The organism is Vibrio sp. F13 (genome assembly GCF_020806305.2).
GTDB classification, from domain to species: domain Bacteria; phylum Pseudomonadota; class Gammaproteobacteria; order Enterobacterales; family Vibrionaceae; genus Vibrio; species Vibrio crassostreae_C.
This window is the reverse complement of record NZ_CP170177.1, coordinates 63,846-82,579: the sequence shown is the minus strand read 5'-3', so window position 1 is coordinate 82,579 and position 18,734 is coordinate 63,846. Positions and strand designations below refer to the sequence as shown.

Below are 18,734 nucleotides of genomic sequence, written 5' to 3'. Positions count from 1 at the left end.
GTGATTAATAAAATGTCTTTTTTATCGAATGCACATAACTTCTCAATTATTAATAATTCAGGTGTCAATCCTAGGACTGGGGCTTATATATGTTCAATAAGGCTCGCTGATTTTATATCACATAAAACCGTAGGTTCTCCCATTTCCTTGGTATTAAACTATCGTGCCGAAAGTGTTCGAGATGAAGGGTTTGGGAGAGGCTGGCTTCTTTCTTTCAGTCGTTTTGACAAAGAAGATAGTATTATTTACCTGAGCTCAGGACAAAATTATAAAGCGATTTATAATCATCAGACTAATGAATATAAACTCCCATACAGAAAAATTAAAGATATTAAGTTACTCTATTCTCTCAGTAATAATGAAATTAATGTTATCTATAAAAGTGGGATTGTAGAATCGATAGACTATGAAACGGGAGCCTTGAAAAAGATCACCTCCATCCAAGGCTTGGAAACAACATTCCACTATAGAGAGAGTGACCAAACTAGCAAATTGTGGAAAATAACGGATGGCTCAGGAAGAGAATTACGGATAGATTATTGGTCTGAAGACTTAAAAACAACGGTCACACAGGTTGTAGGTGGAGAAACCTATCAAACACTGGTTGTTGATAAAGAAAGCAATGGTATTTATAAAAGATTAACAACGCTTCATTTACCTGATGACGAGTCGAATATCACTTTTGAGTACGAATACCTGAGTAATATTAACTATGATCTCCTGACAGTCTTTTCTCATCCCAGTGGCCTGAAAGAAATCCTCACTTACCAAAATGAAGGGCACAGCTTTCCGAGCGGTGGGCCGGTCAGTAAAGTCCCTTATGTGACTATGCATCGATTTGTCGCTGGGAATAATCAACCTGACCGAGTAACAAACTATACTTATTCAGATAAAAACTATCTCGGTTTTGCTAGTGAAGCCGCGTTCGTCAATGGAGAAGATACTCTATTCAAATCTAGGAGTGACTATGAGTATAGTAGTGTCGAGAAAATAAATAGCACGCAATCCATAACACGGTCTTATAATAAATATCATTTACAAAAATCTATAGAATATCGCCACAATGAGGTTCTTTACAGAAAAGAAGAGTACGTTTATTACGCGGAGATAAATACCAGTATTGAGCATCAACCAGCCAATTACTCATTTCTGAAGGAAAAACATGAAACTCACTATGAAGATTCTGATTCTAGAACGTTTGTCCATAAGTATCAGTACGATGATTATGGGAATCAAACCTTAATTCGAGAGATAAATGGTGATCAAACGAAGCGAGTCTATTACACCTCTTCAGGAGAGGGTCAAGCATGCCCTCCAGAGCCTAATGGGTTTGTTGCCTTCCTGCAGGAAGAAACTTTCCAGCCAGCTTCCTCTATTACTAGTCATGAACAAGAGAGGAAAAGTGTCTTCACCTACCAATCCTTACCCCGCATCGGAGGAGGCAACTTTGTCGTCCTTAAACATGAAGAGAGCTCTCTGAGTCGTGTAGATTATGTTTACTTTAACAATGTTGAAGAGCTTACTCATGGTCAATTACAAAAAACCTCTACTTTTATCAATGATTTTGTTTCACGAAAGGACTTGTCGTACCGTTATACCGACCAAGATGTTGAAATTACAAGCGCACTAACAACACATGATAATTTAGTCGTTACCACCCAAGTCAAGCATGATTTAAAGAGTGGTGAAGCCGTTCAGTGGGTCGATAGTGAAGGAGTTATCTCAAGTTGTCGATACGATCTTCTTGGTAGGCGGACTCGAGAGATAAAGGCGGAAGGGACGGATTATGAAGCGGTAGTGAAGTATGTCTATCGTGTTGGTGATGGGCTCAATCAATTGAAGAGCATAGAGCCTACCGGTATCCAAAGCGTCGAAGACTACAACAATGCAGGCAAGGTCATTAAGACAAAACGAAGTGATCTTAATGGTCAACTCATCGTGTTGAGTGAACTCAGCTATAACAGCCTGGGTCAATTGATTGAGCAGCAAGAATTTGATAACTTTTCGACCAGTTCTTCAATGGTAACTAACTACGAATACGATGCCAGAGGCAACCTTAGTAAAATCACCCACCCAGAGGGAAGGATAGAAGTCATCAAGCAAAACCCCGTCAAGATGACTATAAACTATTCGATACAAGGTTTGCTTTCAGAAATTCGTTCTTTTGATTTAATGGGTAACTTATTAACAAAGGAGCTGCTCAACAGTCATGGGAAACGGTTAGCGTTTTTCCAGAATACTTATGATGCCTTAGGCAACTTGGTGTCGAGCACAGACCAGAAAAGTCATACTGTTGAATACACCTATGATACCGCAGACCGAGTTGTTTCAACACGTCAAATCTACGATGGTGAAACGCTTGAAATATCAAAAAAATACGTCCGTTACAGCCATGATCTTTTGCCTGTTGAAACCAGTGTTAATAATAAAACCATTGGGATTAGGGTGTATGACGGGCTATCTCGCATGGTATCTGAAGTGTCGAGTTCTGGAACTGAAAAACAGTCTTTTAGCGGGGCTTCTCCAATTCCCACGAGGGTTGTTATGGCGGATGGTAATGAACTCGAGATAACGTACAATAAGTATTTGAAGAAAGCCACGGCCTATAATGTTTCAGGCAACGAAGCGTTGAATGTCACCTATCACTACGACGCAAAATCTGGTCATCTAGTACGTGCAGAGAATAAAAATCTCATCAGTGCTTATGTGTACTTTAAAGATGGGATGACGAGAGAGGAGATGGCGTTTTTCCCCAATACGTCTGTTAGACTTTTTAGCTTTGAACAATATCACCTTTCAGGCAGGCTGGATTTTAAGCACGATTATTTTGGTAACGTCGTTAGATACAGCTATGACCGCTACGGAAGAATGTTTTATATCGAATATATTAAGCAAGATTCGAATAATGAGAGTGTCCATACATTCAGCACTTTAAATTATGATCACTATAGTCGCTTGGTCGGATGTGATACTTATAGGGGAAATGATCACCTTCAAATTAAACTAGAATTAAACGATGTCGGACTAGAAACGAAAAGAAGTGTTCATCTAAACTCTCAATTACAGTTTTCTTTGCAACAAGTTTATAACGATGAACTTCAAATCAGCCTAAAGACACTCGAAAGAGACAACAAAACAACGGTTGAAAAAATGTCATACGATGATTTCCATCGACTAGTTGATTATCAGTGTGATGGCTTTGAACACCCCAAAGATACATTTGGCAACAAAATCATTCGACAGCAATATAGTTATGACTTGTACGGCAATATAACCAAACTTATCACGTTTTTTTCAGACGGTACCGACAATATTTGTACATATACTTATGATACTGATGACGTGGTGCGTCTTACGTCAATCTCTAATACCCACATTAGCTACTCTGAATCGGCTAACTTAACTTATGACACATCAGGAAACATAACTAAAGATGAGCGGGGGGCGCTTTATCATTATGACGCTCTTGGTCAATTGAATTCAACTTCTCTGCCTATTAACAACAAGTCTTATCAATTCGAATACGACGCTCAAGGGCGTGTAGTGGCGCAAATTGGGCAAGACGAACCCAAGATGGAGCTTTATTATCAAGGTGACCAGATAGTCAACGAATTATACGATGGATGGCACACTTGTTACCATAACGTGGGTGGTTTATGGACGGACCGTACTATTTCTTCGTACCTCAAGTTTAATATCAGCCCTTCAAATTATGATACCTCGGTGCATCTTGCTGAACATCAATACTTACTAGGAAACGCCCAACATAGTGCTATCGCTACTCTAACCTCACACCATGGCGATGATACTATTTCGACAGAATACAAAATGTACACCCCCTATGGACAAGGTTGAGGTGAAGGCGTGATTTATAGAGGAAATGTTTATCATGAATAAGAATTATGGTTCATCCGGTGTTAATCAAAGATATATAGATCTATCAAAAAGAACTTTTATCAAGTATTCCACCTCATTGGCTGCTTTATCCCCGTTTATTTACTTTACTCCAAGATTTCTCTTAGCTGGCGAAGCCTTTAAATCAAAATTTGAATCTTCAGGGTTAATTGTGCCTGTTAAATTTTCTCAGAGTCGGTTAGGTTTTAATGGCGAACGTGAGATTAGCGACATTGGTTCAGGGCTATATCATTTAGGCAATGGTTTTCGGATTTATAGTTCAGGTTTGACTCGCTTCCATTCTGCAGATGTGTTGAGTCCTTTTGGAGAGGGAGGGAGTAACTCCTATAGCTATTGTTTTGGCGATCCTGTGAATTTGCGTGATCCCAGCGGAAAGTTTGCGATATCCAGTTTAATTATAGGGGCGATTGTAGGGGCAATTCTAGGGGCGGGCATCTCCGCAACTGCAGAAGGAATTCGTGCGATAGTGACGGATACGCATTTTGAATGGGAACAAGTTGGGATTGGGGCCGCACTTGGCTTTATCTCAGGAGGATTTGGCGCGGCAGCAACGGGAGCAAAAACCAGTGTACAAGTGGGCCTCGCGATTGCTGATGCTTCTGTGTCAAGTGCAGTTAGCTTTGGTCTTGAATTGGCGACTGGCTCAAGTGCCAAAGATGCCGCTTTAAATGCGGGAATTGGGGCGGTAATAGGCCTTGTAACGTTTGGGGCAGGAAGAGGGATCGGGGTGGCTCGTAGCAGAAGAGCATTGATGGCTACACGACGCCAAGCGATGGAGATGGTTGAGTTAAGACATTGGTCCCCTCTTGAAGATCTCACGACCATAACAAGGCAGCGCTCACCAGGTTATCAAAGAGCAGCAGCTATCTACAGGAGCGCCGACGATTATGTCTACAGCCATGGGGGGATTGGGTTAACCATGACGCCAGATGGTTTTAAAACAGCTGGACGGCTTGCGGAGTATCTACCAGAGGGCGCGCGAAGCGTTCAGAGGTTTAATTTGCAAACCTGTTTCGGGGCGACCGGAGGAAGCATGTTTTCTCAAGGGCAGGCTTTAGCCAATCATCTAAATACTAGAGTGGTTGCTTGGCCAGGTAACTACGTCCGCAACCTACCCGCAACTTCAGGGAGAGTGTTCAGACCTCAAGCCCCTGCATTAGCCAGGGTGACCAATAGCTTCAATACCGCGGCTGGTAACCTGAATAAACTCGTCATTTATGGTAGGAATCCGTCTTGGTTATGATAGTTAGAATGACAGTAATTTTTAACTAATGTGCTTTTTTACAAAAAATCTAGAGGTAAGTTGGTGGGGATAGGGGTTGTTGCCAAATTTGGGTAAAAGTAAAAAACTTCTGTCTGGCCTTTTGCCGAGTCCCGTCCTATGGCTAACTTTTAGTTCAAATGGAAACATAATATTCTCCCAGTCTGGTTGTTTATTTCATTATTGTAGCGGATTACTACAGGTGGATGCCGGCATTGCAACTGAGCTTGAAGCAGCAGCGAGTGAGAGCGTCCGGTTATTGGTTCTTTATCATCGAGGGGGAATTCACGCTCAAGCGATAATGTAACACTCTTCTTGTCTGGGCCTTCATTAGTATTAGAAGTGCTTATCTCACTGGCATATGACACTTTTAACATTGAAGGTTGCAACCCGATCGCTGTCGCATTCGCAATGAGCAACCCAGGCTCGGTATCACCTTGTTGAACAAAACCAGCAGAACGGGCTGGTAGGAGTAACTCTAACTCGAGGGGCGAGTCGTTGGGGATGATGCTTAAAATCGGTGTGCTTGGCTGCCCACTTTGGCTTGATAGGCAAGATAAAATGGCGACCACTTAAGTTAGGTGTGTTAGTAGAGGGGATGACGAGCGGAGATTGCATTGTGTTTGCTGAAGTCAGTCGAATTGCACGTTCAACGTTACAAGTACTAGAGGTACTCGAAGTGTGCATGAAAAAGAAAATTAATGTCTATATTGCAAAGGAAAACTTACAGTTATATGGCTCGAGGCAATCTCATATCACCGCTAAGGTGCTAGGAATTGCGGCAGAAACCGAGCGTGAGTTGATCTCGCTGAGAACGAAGGAAGCGCTCGCCGCCAGAAAGAAAAACGGAATGATTCTCGGAAGACTGAAGGGCCAAGCCGAGAGGGTGAAGCGCCGAGTACGCTGCGTGACTATATGAAGCTAAGGGTTAAGAGAGTTGTGAAAAGTGCTTGGCGGGAGACATGTGCTTACCAAAAACGGCTGCAATAATGAGGAGCTCTTGTTTTCGAATGTAGTAAATCACATGGTGCTTCAAAGGAAAGCGGAAGTAGTCTTGGCCCAACTCTGAAACTTCTATGCCGATCAACTTATTGCTAGCCAGTAATTCCATTGATTACTTTAGTTCTGAAAAGTAAGTGGTCCATTGTGTTTGCCCCCATCGCTCTAATGTATAGCGACGAATATCAATGAGATCAGACTGCGCTGCATAAGAAAGCTTATATTGCGTCATTAATCAAATTTACCTTGGTCAAGTGCATTCATGAAATCGTCACCGTCGACTAGGTTATCTGATAGAACATCGGCCTCTGCTTGTTCGAAGCGCGATTTCACCACCATCAATTTCAGGGCTTCAAGTTGCTCATATTCTTCACAAGACATCATCACCGCAACCGGTGAACCGTTCTTATTGATTTGTACGGGTTCACGTTGAGCCTTCATTAGTAAATCGCCAAATTTAGTTTTAGCTGTATTAGCAGTAAGTGATTGCATAATATTCTCCTTTTCGTTCATTATAAACGAATCGAACGCTTTAACTGATTTGTATGATTTTAGTTATACGGTTAATCCAATGGCGTGTCCATAAAGGTGTAATTTAGTGGATACGACTTGTTACCCCTCTCAGAACTGTCCAGTTAGTCTTTTAAATGTATATGTACACTTAATTAAAACTATCTTAATGTTCACTTGGCTTTGTTGCGTAATTAAATTTAAAGATAGAACAACCCCGTTTCGCGTATTTCTTAATCAATACGACAAGTTTCAGGCATACCTAACCCAGTAAGCTTGTTCAACGCTTTTATCATCGCGTAAGTTTCACCCACCTGGGCATTGTAATTTCTTAAGCTCAATCGTCCTCCTAGCAACTGTTTAACTCGATACATCGCTGTTTCTGACAATGAACGTTTGTGGTATCCATACCGCTCTTTCCAATACTTATTTGAGCCGTATAATTTCTGGCAACCCACGGCGAGATTTCGAGGATGACCACGCTCCCAGAAGGCTGCCCCTTCTCTTGGGGGAATAAGCGCAACGGCTCGCTTCATCTTAATAGCAGCGCGACACGCTCTCGTGTCGTAAGCGCCATCACCAGACACCTCAAGGATGCTTCGACGTGTTTGTTTCAGTAGGTTCGGGAGTACTTCACCATCTGTAACCGTTGATAAACTTAGCTCGGCGGCAATGATCTCATGAGTGCTTGTATCAACTGCAATATGCAGCTTTCGCCAGACTCTCCGCTTGCCATCCGTCCCGTGTTTTTTGACTTTCCATTCACCTTCGCCATAAACCTTAAGGCCAGTTGCATCAATGGCTAGGTGTTGTATCGCTCCTCTCGCTTTAGTCTTAAATGAGACCTCAACTTGCTTGGCTCTACGACTGATGCAGGTGTAATGCGGACAACTTAACGGCACATGGGCTAACCTAAATATCGAGTCGATAAATCCTTGCAGCGCTCTCAGTGGCATAGAAAAAACTCGTTTCACCATGAGTGCTGTCGTAATAGCTAAATCACTGAACCGACGTGGCCTCCCGCGCTTATTCTGTTTGCTTTGCGCCCACCCACTTATTGCTTCTTCATCGATCCAGAAGGTCAGAGAACCACGGTTAATGAGCGATTGGTTGTATTGCTTCCAGTTGGTTGTTTTGTAACAAGGTTTAGGCATAAGGCTACGAGAGAGAGTGGTGGGAGCTGATCAGATCGTAGGTTCTTGATTTAGTTCCATTGAATTACGCAACAAAGCCTGTTCACTTTAGGGTTCATTTCATGAAAATTGGCTATGTCCGTGTCAGTATTCAAGACCAAACGCTCGACGTTCAACTTGAACAGGTTAAAGCTATAGGTTATGAAAAATTCACCAAGAGCAAGCGAGGGGGGGGAATCCCCAGAGAGAGAACTGCTTAACCTGTTGCTGGACTTTGCGAGGGAAGGGGATGTTATTCACGTTACTAAAGTCGACCGTATTTTGATCGTAATACCATTGATGCTTTGCAAATTGCTGAGCAGCTAGCGAGAAAGAAAGCCGGTTTGGTCTTTCATTACTTGGGCGATTTGGATATTAACAGTGATGTGGGCAGAGCGCGCGCTCAGAAGGGAGGCACCTCTAAGACGCTCACCAACTCATTCAAGAGATTGCAAACCAAGGCATGAATAAACTGCGCTCAGTAAAGAGTTAGGGTGTAGTCGGACGACTGTTATAAGGTCTCGGGATAAAAGTGTAGGTGAATTTGTAAAAAATCGTATTTTGCAGGGCAGCAGGAAGATATATGTTAACTTCAAATTAAACCTTTACAAAAACGAGATAATGGATAATAATGTTATCGCTCTGTTGTTCAGAGTTATTAAATGAAACATCAAGTTGTAAAAGTAAAACCCTCAGAATTCCTCGTTATTGTTGTTTTCCTCAGTGTTTCCCTTAGCTTCATAGATACATTAAATAATTCCAGCTCTCAGCGCATCGCATTTTGCGATTAATTTTTATCTTATATAAGGGACACAATATGTCTAACAAAACAAATGGCGTAGTAAAATGGTTTAACGAAGAGAAAGGTTTTGGTTTTCTAACTCAAGACAACGGCGGTGCTGACGTATTCGTTCACTTCCGTGCTATCGCATCTGAAGGTTTCAAGACTCTTAAAGAAGGCCAACAAGTGTCTTTCGAAGTAGAGCAAGGCCAAAAAGGTCTTCAAGCTGCAAACGTTGTAGCTGCATAAGATTTAAAGTAGGCGCGAGCGGAGATACCGCTTGCGTCACTTCCCCCCATCTTAGAGTACTTATTTATAACTCCCCACGAAAATATCCAATATTATCCCAATACTTTTTGTATTTGTCGTTACGTTTCTTATTTACTTCGTTTTTATAAATAAAATTATTAATATATCTCAATAGTAGTATCTCTAAAAGACTGCTAGCTTCGTTATATCTAACGAAAATAAATAAGGATCAACCATGTCTCGAACAACAGGCCGTAAACTTTTTTGGTTTCAACAACAAAAGAAAAAAACGATAAATAATAAATAGGAATAGTATGAAGATCACATTTAATTTATTTAAAGATAACCTCTCTTGGGGTGGGATTATTCACCAACTTAATGGTGATGTTTTAAGGCGCCACGTGTTAGTGAGCGGAAACGTGGATGATATGAATATTAAATTTTCATACTGCGAAACGACTTTAACAGGCAGCATTACTGATCAACATGATTGTGTACTTGGTGATTTTAGTATTTTGGCTTAAATCTAAAGCACAGGCTTGTAATTAAGCTTACTAATAATTGATTACACAGTTGTCCGACTGAACCCTAACTCTTTGCTGATTGTGTGCTTGATATCTTGCTCCGTAGGCTATTGACTACTTTGGTAAAGCGGCTTGTTAGGAAATCGGTAGACATGCATTCCTCGGCTCGTAATCGCCCCCTGATTTCATTGTAATACAGCAAGATGCGCTTCTTCATATTTCAGCGGAGGCGGAAATTGTGGTGTAAATGACTCTATATGCACCTCTATTTATACACCCTAGCCCTTAAAGTGCTTTATCAAATACTTCGGGCGTAATGTTAATATACCAATCTAAATTTACTTTCTTGCGCCTGATTAGCCCTCGCTCCTCAATAATTTCACAAGATACGCGGAAGTTGTTTGGAGGGACCTCTCTCCTAAGAAGTTGGTTAATAGCATGGTTGACCACCGTAGACTTACCTTCTTTGACTCCCTTCACGAATCCCTTTGCCAAACAACTTAATATCTCTTTTTGGATTTGGCTGAGTCTTTGATTTCTCATTTCATATTTTTATTATTCCTTGTAGCAATGATTAAACTTTAAATTTGAGAAGGAGGGTATGTTGTTTGGGTATACCTTATTGTCACTAGTTGAAAATTGCACCTAACCATTAAATGTCATAATATAAATGACATACCTATTTAAATCATAACCTAAAAGTCACTTAATCAAAATTATGTACATATTTGGATACTTAAGAGCATCAACTATCGAACAAGATGCAGAAAGAGCAAAAAAGACCTTATCAGAATTTGTTGAACAAAAAGGACTTCGTATTGCTGCTTGGTATGTTGAGCAAGAATCTGGCGCTTCGTTGCAAAGACCTAAATTACTGCAATTATTAAGTGATGCTAAAAAAGGGGATTTGATCATGATTGAGCAGATTGATCGACTCTCTCGTCTAAATGAATCTAGTTGGTCTAAATTGAAAGAAATGCTGTACGAGAAGGAATTGAAAGTCATTAGCTTGGATTTACCAACTAGTCACATCGCCATGGCTCCTGAAATATCCGATGAGTTCACGAATTCGATGATTAAAGCGATCAATAACATGATGATGGATATGCTCGCGGCGATTTCTCGTAAAGATTACGAAGATCGACGTCGACGCCAAAAGGAAGGCATAGATAAAGCTAAGACAATGGGCAAGTATCGAGGAAGAAGGCCCGATTTAGAGTTGCACGAACAAATCTACAAACTTCGAGTTCTTAAGGAGATGAGCATCAATGAAACAGCTAAGTTTGTGGGAGTGTCACCACGAACGGTCGTTCGTGTCGTCAAAAGAATGAGAGTTGAGCGTAACGAGAGCTAGGCATGTCTCACATCAAGTTGGTCCGGAATCGAGCAATTTTATAGCAGAAAGCGAAGTGATAGCGCTATTCGTGAGGGTTGTCTTCGTAAAGCAGGAGCCTCGCCCTTAAACTAGCAAGGCTTTATACTTTCTCGGCTAATGAGAAAGTTGTGCTAGTTCGTCTTTATTCAATCCTGTGACATCCATAATGGCTTCCTGATCTAGACCATTAAGCATCATCTTGCGCGCCATCTCCTTGAGGGCTTCTTGGCGTCCTTCTTGGCGTCCTTCTTGGCGTCCTTCTTGACGTCCTTCTTGACGTCCTTCTTGACGTCCTTCTTGACGTCCTTCTTGGCGGCCACGTTGCTCGCCTTGTTGGCGCAATTGTTCTGCAATAGTCATAAGTGTGTCCTCGTGTTTCGGTACTGATGAGGCTAGTGACGTAATTAACGCCTCTAGGTTGTTCGTTTCACCCACTTGGAGTAAGTAGCTCATCAATGACTGTACTTGCTTATCTGTAGTGTAATCGGTTAAGAGCAATGTGACCAGAGGCTCAAAGAAATCCATGATATCCCGATGCCTTGCGTGCTTTTGGACAAGCTCAAGCAATGCGATGCGGCGATGCTGCATTATCTCATCATCGGAGATGACCGTGACATCGACTAATGGAAAATCTTGAGTATAGAGCGCTTTAGCTATAAGAGGGTTAACGAACCCTTTTAACCAATTCATCTCATACGGGTAGGGTGAGACCTTACCATGGTAAAACTGCAACGGGATCACCAGAGGTAAACGCTCATGGCCAGCTTCAATATGTTGCTGCATGGCGGCGATAGCGTAACGCATTAGTCTGAATGCCATGTGTTTATCTGGTCGACTCTGGTGCTCGATTAACGCGTAGACGTAACCTTCCCCCTGAGACGTTGTAAGAGAATAAAGGACATCCGAATAGTAAGGCCGTAAACTTTCTTCAATAAAGCTGCCTGATTCGAGTTTTAGGGTCGTCAAATCACAGATTTCACGCAGCTCAGCAGGCAGGTGAATATCCAATAAGTCCTTAGCGGTTTCTGGATGAGTGAGAAACTGCTTAAAGAGGGCATCATGTGGGGTTGGCGTGGTCTTTTTCATTTTATTATCCTAACACCAAATGAGTTAAATCAGTATCACGATAGGGATTCTGCGCTAGCTTAATTTCTGCTCACGCATCAATTTAGATTATTTAATGTGATTCCCAAGGGAGGTTGACGGGGGAGTGTAAAATGAGAGCAGAGTGCAACAATAGTTAGCCACGCCTAACATTAAGTAGGCTTTCTAACAAAACTCTATTAATCGATTAGGTTTGTAGTAGAAAGCCCCTCTCAATTAGGCCTTTTTCTACAGCGAGATTTATATGCTATAAACGCTGTAACAACAATGGTTAATTGACTAACATGTATCGCTCGGGGATGTTTTAAAATCATCAAATTTTAAGATTAGGTTTTTTGGTGAAGTTTGTGTTTTGGGGAGTCACACTTGGAGTTCTGTAAATAAGTGTACGTTATGAAGCCAAAGTCAAAATACCAAGGGTAGCGAGTAAACAAGAGACTATTTTCGTTTTAAGGTTCGTGCGCTCTTTTAAAAAGAAGTAACCAAAAAGAATATCGAGGATGAAGGCTCCTTGGAATAAAACCATGACTAAACTAAAAGCGCTAGTGTTAAGCACTTTTAAGAGAAAATAGTAGCTTGCTGTTCCGCAAGTGGCTGTTATTACGGCGTTAAATAGAACTTTTTTGATTAACCTATAATGAACTTTAAATAGTAGAGGCGTCAAAAAAGCGGTTCCAGAAAAACCGATAAAAAGGATAACGCTAGTAGGTAAGTACAACGTAAGTACTTTATCAAAACCAATGGCTAGAGTGAGAAAGATTGGCGCGAGCCACGCGTGTAGATTGTTTGAAAAAAGAAGATTCATGTTGTTACTTGTGCTGATGAGCAGTGAAGCGACAAGTATCAGTATAACGCCAGTCATTTGAAGGAAAGTCAGTGTCTCATTTAAAAAGCTAACCCCGAACAGAGCACTCCAAATGATCTTTGTTTTAGAGATTATCGAGACAACGCCTAATTCAATTGAAGCACGAGCCCTAAAGGTTGAGTACGCAAACCCAAGCCATGAGAAAACACTGAATATACTTAAAAGCAACAGCTCCCAAAGTTCACTTGTATTGTCGAATTTTGTAGGGATTTGTTCGATTTCGAAGATAACAAACAGAGCAGCGAGTAAACTGCATGTGATTTGATAGGCTAGTAAATATTCATTACATAAAGGATTTTTCTTAAGAAAGACTCGTGAAATCCATTTGTCTAATGAACTTAAAGTCATAGCTAGAGCTAATATAGTGTAGGAACTTATCATTGTTTCTCAATGTGAATCGAGGTCTTGCATTTTATGAGTTCAAATAGTTTTCGGTTATTGGGGCTACTCTCTTCTCCTTTAGTAATAGCAACGTGATTATAATCAGTTTCAATTTTAGCTATGACATTTGGAATGACGCTTTGAAGCATGAGTAATTCGAAAACCAATTTACTTAAAGGAGTTCCGGGGAAAAACTCTTTCTTTTGAAACTCACCCGGCCAATGCGCCCATCCCCAATCTTCTATGATGTATATCCCACCTGATTTTAGATAAGGGAATGATGTCAAAAAGGCGGCTTTTGTTGGTTCATATAAATGGCTGCAATCATCAATAATTAGGTCTACATTTTTTTTTGGGGAAGTGTAATTCTAATATTTGAATGAGCTTGTCTGTATGATCTTGCTTTACTCCACAATAAGGCTCTATTACCGAGTGTGCTGAAGGCCCCTTTCGGTATTGACTTAAGGCTGGATGTTCTCGACGTTTGTCTATGCCTATGATGGATTCAGGGGTGTAAATCTTATCGAGTAAAACGAGACTCGCCCCGTGATATACCCCAAACTCAATAATGTTTTTTGGACTCCCCCAAGAAACCAAATGAAATTCAACTTCGTCATCAATGGAGAAGTGTTCTTCATTATGCCAGCGTATTTTATCTCAAGGGTCATTATAACTATTCATACTTAGTATAGGCCTGATAATTTCCATAGCCTGCAATGCTACTGTATGTAAAGATTTGATATTAATAAATTATTAATTAATTATTAATATAGTTGATATTTTTAGTTTATTCTCCTTAAATCGTTTTACTTTATTTAACGCTTCTTTCGAAAATTCAAAGATAGAGGGAACATAATGGATAAGTCCGAGCTAATATTAAAGACCACTAAGGAATTAAAAGACATAGCTGAATCAGGGGCTAATAAAATTGCATTGGCCATGCAAGAAGCAAAAAAAGCTAATTACATAATTTAATCATTAAGGTCGCCTATATCACCGTAGTGACCGATAAATAATTAGTGGTGGTAATTATTTCCTATTGTTAGTATCGGGTTTATTCTTTTTAAAACATTTAATGACTTAACGCTCAATAGCGACCGAGGGATTCATGAAAAAGACTAAAAGAAATTTAACTCTCGCTTCTATTGTGATCGTAATTATAATTATGCACAGCCAAAGAAATACGAAACCAAATTTTACTTTCCCGGAGTGCGAAGAAGAAAGAAGCGTTAATTCCAATGTCACCTTTTATATTGATAATCAGATTGGTAACAAGGAAGAGTTAAAAGGCAGATTGCAAGAAGCGGTAAAGATGTCTAATACGATACTGTCTAACTCATGCATCCCTATAACTCGTGTGTTCAAGGATAGCCATTCTGTATCAATATCTCATGACAGTATGTCTATCTCCTCTGTGCATTCAGACCTAAAACAAGCAATCAGTTCTTCGAAGGTAAACTCGTTTTTAGACGCTCCAAAAGAGCAGTACGTTTTGGTTTTAAGTGATAATCATCCATTGGTCATCGAAGAGGAGATTAATGGGATGACAATGGTTAACTTGAACGACAGCTTTGTACTGCTTGCGGAGGACTTCCCGATTACCGTGCTAGAACATGAGCTAGGACATTTAGGGTGGGCAATGCATGAACGGCCTAACTCTGAAAGTGGAGACTTTTGGATCATGGAACAGGTCTTTGCTGCAAATAGAAGTAAAGTAAAACCTTATTCTGGAGCTTTTCATTGTTCTAACTACGGGACAGTCATGAGTTATTCTGAAAAGGTTGTCCCTGCTTATTCAAGCCCTCTGAGCAGCAACAACGGTGAACCATGTGGTAATGAAGAGTACGCGGACAATGCCAGAGTTATGCGCGAGTATGCGAAAACTTTGCAGTGAAGTGTCCACCTCTTCATCGTTAGAGCAGAGGTTGTTGAACGCTCCCCTAGTAAATGCACTGTATCAATATATTTTTTGTTCTGTAGTGGCTAAGTGAATTTGACCACTATTAGGGGTTTTGCTGTACCTAAAGTAATCCGTTAAATGCTAATTTAACAATACATATAACACGGAATTGTCCAGAGACGTGTTATGCCGCCATGCATTGGGACTGTGCTCTGGGTGTGCTCTGGGAAAAGATCGCCTTAGTGTTCACTTTTTGGGAGTGGTGTGATTACCGAAGGAGGTTGACGGTCTAAATAGAAATTAGATAGATTTACCGATGATGAATAATGTGTTCAAAGCAAAAAATGATGAGAGGATATTGTACTTCTCAAGCTTTATTGTTTCTGATGTTTTTAGATAGAAGCAGCGTAACTCCGCTCTTCAATACTACAAAGTACAGACTGGATACCGTTGAAGAACGGAAGTTCCAGTTGAATTTCTTTCAATAGGTAAATTAAATGCATTTAAGTGAAAAGAGCTTATTAGGAATGGAAAAAGCAAAAAACCAGTCTTAACTGAGGTTTTTTAATGAAACCAAGCCAACACCAATGTCCCATTTCATAATTGTCTCCGTAAATACTTATAAATATTGAAGCCGAGAGGGATAGAATGAAGCATTATCATGCGAATGATATGACTAAGCATTATTAATGCAGGCTCTAGTCCAAGATAAATGGCAGCGACAGTCATAGACTCCACACTGCCCGGAACCCACGACATCAAGAGTACGATGAACTCCTTATCAATTAGCTTGCTGAATATATATGCAAAAACAACTGTGACTGTAAGACTTAACGTTGTAGCAATAATCCCAGCTCGCGCATAAGAGAAGATATCTACAACGGTTATATCTTTTAGACGAATCCCAATTAATGCCCCTAGAGCGGATGTTGCAATAAAAACAAGCTCTGTCGGGACAAGAAAGTTGTATGACGGTAACTCAGAGTTCACAAACATAGTTGCTAACATCCCAGTCACCATATACGGTGCTGGAGTACCAATTTTATCGAGAAGCAAACCTGAAAAGTAGGCGAGGAAAAGTGGGAGAAGTATCCAAAGGTTGTCTAAGGAAATAGCCGGCCCAGGAACTGGTGAATTGTCCGCTGAGACAAGAAGAGCGGAAGCTATGATTAAGAAAATGAGTCGAACTGTGTGAGTGAAAATCACTTTACTAGAAGGTGAATTGTGATTTTCATTAATGACAAGAACCGCGGCCATCGCTCCCGGGACCGCCCCAAGTAGGCTTTCATATTTTGACCATTTCTCTCGCTTAGAAAGCCAGAGATACGAGGTGAGAACTTGTGCGGACATACAAAGGACGAGTCCCACAAAAAGTAATATCGGATAACCCTTGGAAAGAGTCTGCATAGGGACGATTGAGCCCACTGTGGCACCAAGGATTAACTGTACTCCGGTCAATGTGCTTTTGGGAAGAGCTAGAGTAAACCCTGTTTTTACCGTTAACAAAAGAGCAATCAGGGCACCGAACATTACACCTAGTGGTATCTCGAAATATGTAAATAAGAGCGAGCCAACCAAAGCTATGAATGAGGCTAGATACATGTTTTGGTTTCCCCTTTTTTTAGCTTGAAGGATGACAATAAAGTGGAGATTTGGTTATTAATCATATCTATGTTATTGACTATGTAAAAATCACCACAAGTTATCCGCCCAAGAGCATACAAGCCCATTTGAATATCACCAGTTTCTGACTTAGCAGGCTATCAAGTACCGGATTGCTTCTATCGAGTGAACGTTGTATTCCTGTAGCATTGATGATGAAATCAAAGAAGTACTCCTTTTCTATCTGTCTCTACACAATATTGACCATTGTCTAATCGTTGAGCAAAGTCACTGGCAAGGTAAGATGTATCAGTGCCCGGAATGGAAACCTGATGAGGAAGCTAGTTCCACCCTTGTAGGAGTGGAACTATGGTCGATAATTAAAATGGACAGCTCATATAACCCTGAAGGATTATCTTTTTGGGAGACATTTTGCAGACAGCAGCCTAATTGCCTCTAAAAATCAGTGCGCATGTAGTGCAACTAAACTTTGTGACACAACGAGTAAGACAAGAGTACGAAGAGATATTAATGATGTTAGTGGTCTTTATCATATATACCAATGTCTTTTTTTAAATGGTCAGAAAGGTGTCTCACATCGAGAGATGCATTTTTATTTTTTCCACTTTTAAAATTATACCTTTTAAATTTAATCCGCAGATAGCGTAAATAGTCTCTAAACTTCGATTTTTTTTGAATTGTTTTCACTGACTTTTCATTTTTCATAGCAACGCACTCTTTTTTATAAGAAAAACCATAATTTTAACGACCAAAATTAATTGAAATTAAGTATCTTTAAACCCAGAAGCTTCGTCTTCATGAGAAAGTTGATTTGATACTAATTATGTTTACTTTAGGGACTGCTGCTCCTTTTCTCTTCAGTGAAAATAGTTTTATTTGTCTTTCCATGAAGAATTCCCTTATTGTTTTGTTACTTATTGCCAGAGTAAGTAGATAGTTACTTATTATTTTATAAGTTAACACAAAGGCTAAGAGCTAATTATTTACATTTAATTTATATTCGTTAAGGGTTTATAATGAAAATCAGGATTAGATACTGTTCACGAAATGCCTCCAGTATATAAAAGGATATTTGATTGGTTTGATGCGATGGTGCGTTCTAGAATTTTTTCATTTCTAGCCTGTATTTTTGGGGTGAAAGTACCCCTGTATAAGAGTAACTTGGCGTTAATGTAAAAACAGTGTGGTCAAATCTACACCCCAACCCCTTCCAATAGGGGCGTTTTTCATCGATAATTTAGCCTCTTAGTGAAAACAAAGACTAATTGGAAAGTGTTCCAAAAATGCCCCTGTATTTTCAATTTTTGACCACACCCTACGCCAGTATTGCCATTCAGTCGAAGGTGAACGTGATCGTGCTGAGTCGTCTTTTGGGGCATGCTGAAGCGGAAACGACGCTAAAGTATGCGCATTTGGGACGTGAGGACGTGTGTCAGGCGGCCTCTCATGTGTCGGGTGTACTCGTTAAGGGGATGCGCTCATGAAGTCACTGTTATTCACTTCTAAAGTGATTCAATCTCTTCATTCAAAAACTCGAACGTATACGGTGTGGGATACCAAAATTCCCGCGTTAGGGGTTAGAGTCTATGCCGATGATCGCCGTTTCTATGTGACTTATCTACCCATTCCCAATAAGACGTTAGCGGCCGTGGGACAATTCACCCTAAAACAAGCCAGACAACACGTGCAAGCTTTACAGTCTTCTTTTTTAGAAAAAGAGACGAAACCGATACGGTTAATTCGCTTTGATGCTTTGGTGAAAGAAGAATGGACGGATAAGGTCTGCAAGGGATGGAAACTGAGTACACAAGGGACAGCGTCGAGCGCCTTAAGAAGGCATTTGTTGCCCGAGTTTGGACGTTTTCCTGTCAGCCGTATTGATTCGTTTCATGTGCATCGTTGGTTTGATGAACTCAGCCAGAATTACGCAGGGGCTGCCAACCGTAATCTTGATGTGCTTCGTTCTATCTTCAAATATGCGGTGAAGCAAGGTTATTGCATGGAAAACCCTTGTGAGGGTCTCAAGCAAAGTCGCAAAAAAAAAGCTCAATCGTTTTTTGAGTTTGGATGAGTTA

General features: G+C 40.6%; 15 protein-coding genes and 3 pseudogenes. 9 read left to right on the top strand and 9 right to left on the bottom strand.

Features of this window, described 5'->3' with window-relative positions:
• Positions 1 to 12 precede the first annotated feature (12 nt).
• From LMH68_RS23200 to LMH68_RS23190, 3 genes and pseudogenes are all read left to right on the top strand, one after another.
• A complete protein-coding gene (locus LMH68_RS23200) occupies positions 13 to 3,855 on the top strand; it encodes a hypothetical protein (protein ID WP_413756259.1) in 3,843 nt (1,280 codons plus the stop codon).
• Between the two features lie 34 nt (positions 3,856 to 3,889).
• Complete coding sequence (locus LMH68_RS23195) at positions 3,890 to 5,158, top strand: RHS repeat-associated core domain-containing protein (protein WP_229648406.1); 1,269 nt, start codon at positions 3,890 to 3,892, stop codon at positions 5,156 to 5,158.
• A gap of 568 nt (positions 5,159 to 5,726) precedes the next feature.
• Positions 5,727 to 6,068, top strand: a pseudogene (locus tag LMH68_RS23190) (recombinase family protein); the annotation flags it as partial.
• 36 nt (positions 6,069 to 6,104) lie between these two features.
• On the opposite strand, the pseudogene LMH68_RS23185 reads toward LMH68_RS23190, so the two are convergent.
• The 3 genes and pseudogenes from LMH68_RS23185 to LMH68_RS23175 all read right to left on the bottom strand — a co-directional run bounded on the left by LMH68_RS23185 (position 6,105) and on the right by LMH68_RS23175 (position 7,839).
• Positions 6,105 to 6,407: pseudogene (locus tag LMH68_RS23185) on the bottom strand (type II toxin-antitoxin system RelE/ParE family toxin).
• Positions 6,407 to 6,667, bottom strand: a complete 261-nt coding sequence (locus LMH68_RS23180; RefSeq protein ID WP_069592240.1) for a type II toxin-antitoxin system Phd/YefM family antitoxin — start codon at positions 6,665 to 6,667, stop codon at positions 6,407 to 6,409. The pseudogene LMH68_RS23185 and the gene LMH68_RS23180 overlap by 1 nt, the downstream one beginning before the upstream one ends.
• Before the next feature lie 251 nt (positions 6,668 to 6,918).
• Positions 6,919 to 7,839 carry an IS5 family transposase gene (locus tag LMH68_RS23175; protein WP_065583724.1) on the bottom strand — a complete coding sequence of 307 codons (921 nt, stop codon included), beginning with the start codon at positions 7,837 to 7,839 and terminating at the stop codon, positions 6,919 to 6,921.
• A gap of 101 nt (positions 7,840 to 7,940) precedes the next feature.
• On the opposite strand from LMH68_RS23175, the pseudogene LMH68_RS23170 reads away from it, so the two are divergent.
• The 3 genes and pseudogenes from LMH68_RS23170 to LMH68_RS23160 form a co-directional block, all read left to right on the top strand.
• A pseudogene (locus LMH68_RS23170) lies at positions 7,941 to 8,376 on the top strand (recombinase family protein); the annotation flags it as partial.
• 298 nt (positions 8,377 to 8,674) lie between these two features.
• On the top strand, positions 8,675 to 8,887 hold the full coding sequence (locus LMH68_RS23165) for a cold-shock protein (protein WP_102258025.1): 213 nt from the start codon (positions 8,675 to 8,677) through the stop codon (positions 8,885 to 8,887).
• Positions 8,888 to 9,201: 314 nt separating this feature from the next.
• Positions 9,202 to 9,411 carry a hypothetical protein gene (locus LMH68_RS23160; protein WP_016800083.1) on the top strand — a complete coding sequence of 70 codons (210 nt, stop codon included), beginning with the start codon at positions 9,202 to 9,204 and terminating at the stop codon, positions 9,409 to 9,411.
• A 285-nt stretch (positions 9,412 to 9,696) separates the two neighbouring features.
• Here the strand turns inward: LMH68_RS23160 and LMH68_RS23155 are convergent, their stop codons facing one another.
• A complete protein-coding gene (locus LMH68_RS23155) occupies positions 9,697 to 9,954 on the bottom strand; it encodes a hypothetical protein (RefSeq protein WP_016800084.1) in 258 nt (85 codons plus the stop codon).
• 175 nt (positions 9,955 to 10,129) lie between these two features.
• Between LMH68_RS23155 and LMH68_RS23150 the strand changes: the two genes are divergently transcribed.
• Entirely contained in the window at positions 10,130 to 10,765 is a 636-nt protein-coding gene (locus LMH68_RS23150; RefSeq protein WP_017103703.1) for a recombinase family protein, read from the top strand.
• Positions 10,766 to 10,900: 135 nt separating this feature from the next.
• Here LMH68_RS23150 and LMH68_RS23145 read toward each other — a convergent pair whose 3' ends face one another.
• The 3 genes from LMH68_RS23145 to LMH68_RS23135 all read right to left on the bottom strand — a co-directional run bounded on the left by LMH68_RS23145 (position 10,901) and on the right by LMH68_RS23135 (position 13,423).
• Complete coding sequence (locus LMH68_RS23145; protein ID WP_372251516.1) at positions 10,901 to 11,872, bottom strand: Rpn family recombination-promoting nuclease/putative transposase; 972 nt, start codon at positions 11,870 to 11,872, stop codon at positions 10,901 to 10,903.
• A gap of 409 nt (positions 11,873 to 12,281) precedes the next feature.
• Positions 12,282 to 13,136, bottom strand: coding sequence for an EamA family transporter (locus LMH68_RS23140; protein WP_017101256.1), 855 nt, complete (start codon positions 13,134 to 13,136; stop codon positions 12,282 to 12,284).
• Positions 13,133 to 13,423: a hypothetical protein gene (locus LMH68_RS23135; protein ID WP_017101255.1), complete on the bottom strand. Its 291-nt coding sequence runs from the start codon at positions 13,421 to 13,423 to the stop codon at positions 13,133 to 13,135. The genes LMH68_RS23140 and LMH68_RS23135 overlap by 4 nt, the downstream gene beginning before the upstream one ends.
• Before the next feature lie 821 nt (positions 13,424 to 14,244).
• On the opposite strand from LMH68_RS23135, the gene LMH68_RS23130 reads away from it, so the two are divergent.
• Complete coding sequence (locus LMH68_RS23130; protein ID WP_102561499.1) at positions 14,245 to 15,030, top strand: hypothetical protein; 786 nt, start codon at positions 14,245 to 14,247, stop codon at positions 15,028 to 15,030.
• Between the two features lie 603 nt (positions 15,031 to 15,633).
• On the opposite strand, the gene LMH68_RS23125 is transcribed toward LMH68_RS23130, so the two are convergent.
• A complete protein-coding gene (locus LMH68_RS23125; protein ID WP_017101219.1) occupies positions 15,634 to 16,638 on the bottom strand; it encodes an AbrB family transcriptional regulator in 1,005 nt (334 codons plus the stop codon).
• 537 nt (positions 16,639 to 17,175) lie between these two features.
• Positions 17,176 to 17,364, bottom strand: coding sequence for a hypothetical protein (locus LMH68_RS23120; RefSeq protein WP_017101218.1), 189 nt, complete (start codon positions 17,362 to 17,364; stop codon positions 17,176 to 17,178).
• A 775-nt stretch (positions 17,365 to 18,139) separates the two neighbouring features.
• On the opposite strand from LMH68_RS23120, the gene LMH68_RS23115 reads away from it, so the two are divergent.
• Positions 18,140 to 18,730, top strand: a complete 591-nt coding sequence (locus LMH68_RS23115; RefSeq protein WP_229648402.1) for a phage integrase central domain-containing protein — start codon at positions 18,140 to 18,142, stop codon at positions 18,728 to 18,730.
• The last annotated feature ends 4 nt before the right edge of the window (positions 18,731 to 18,734 follow it).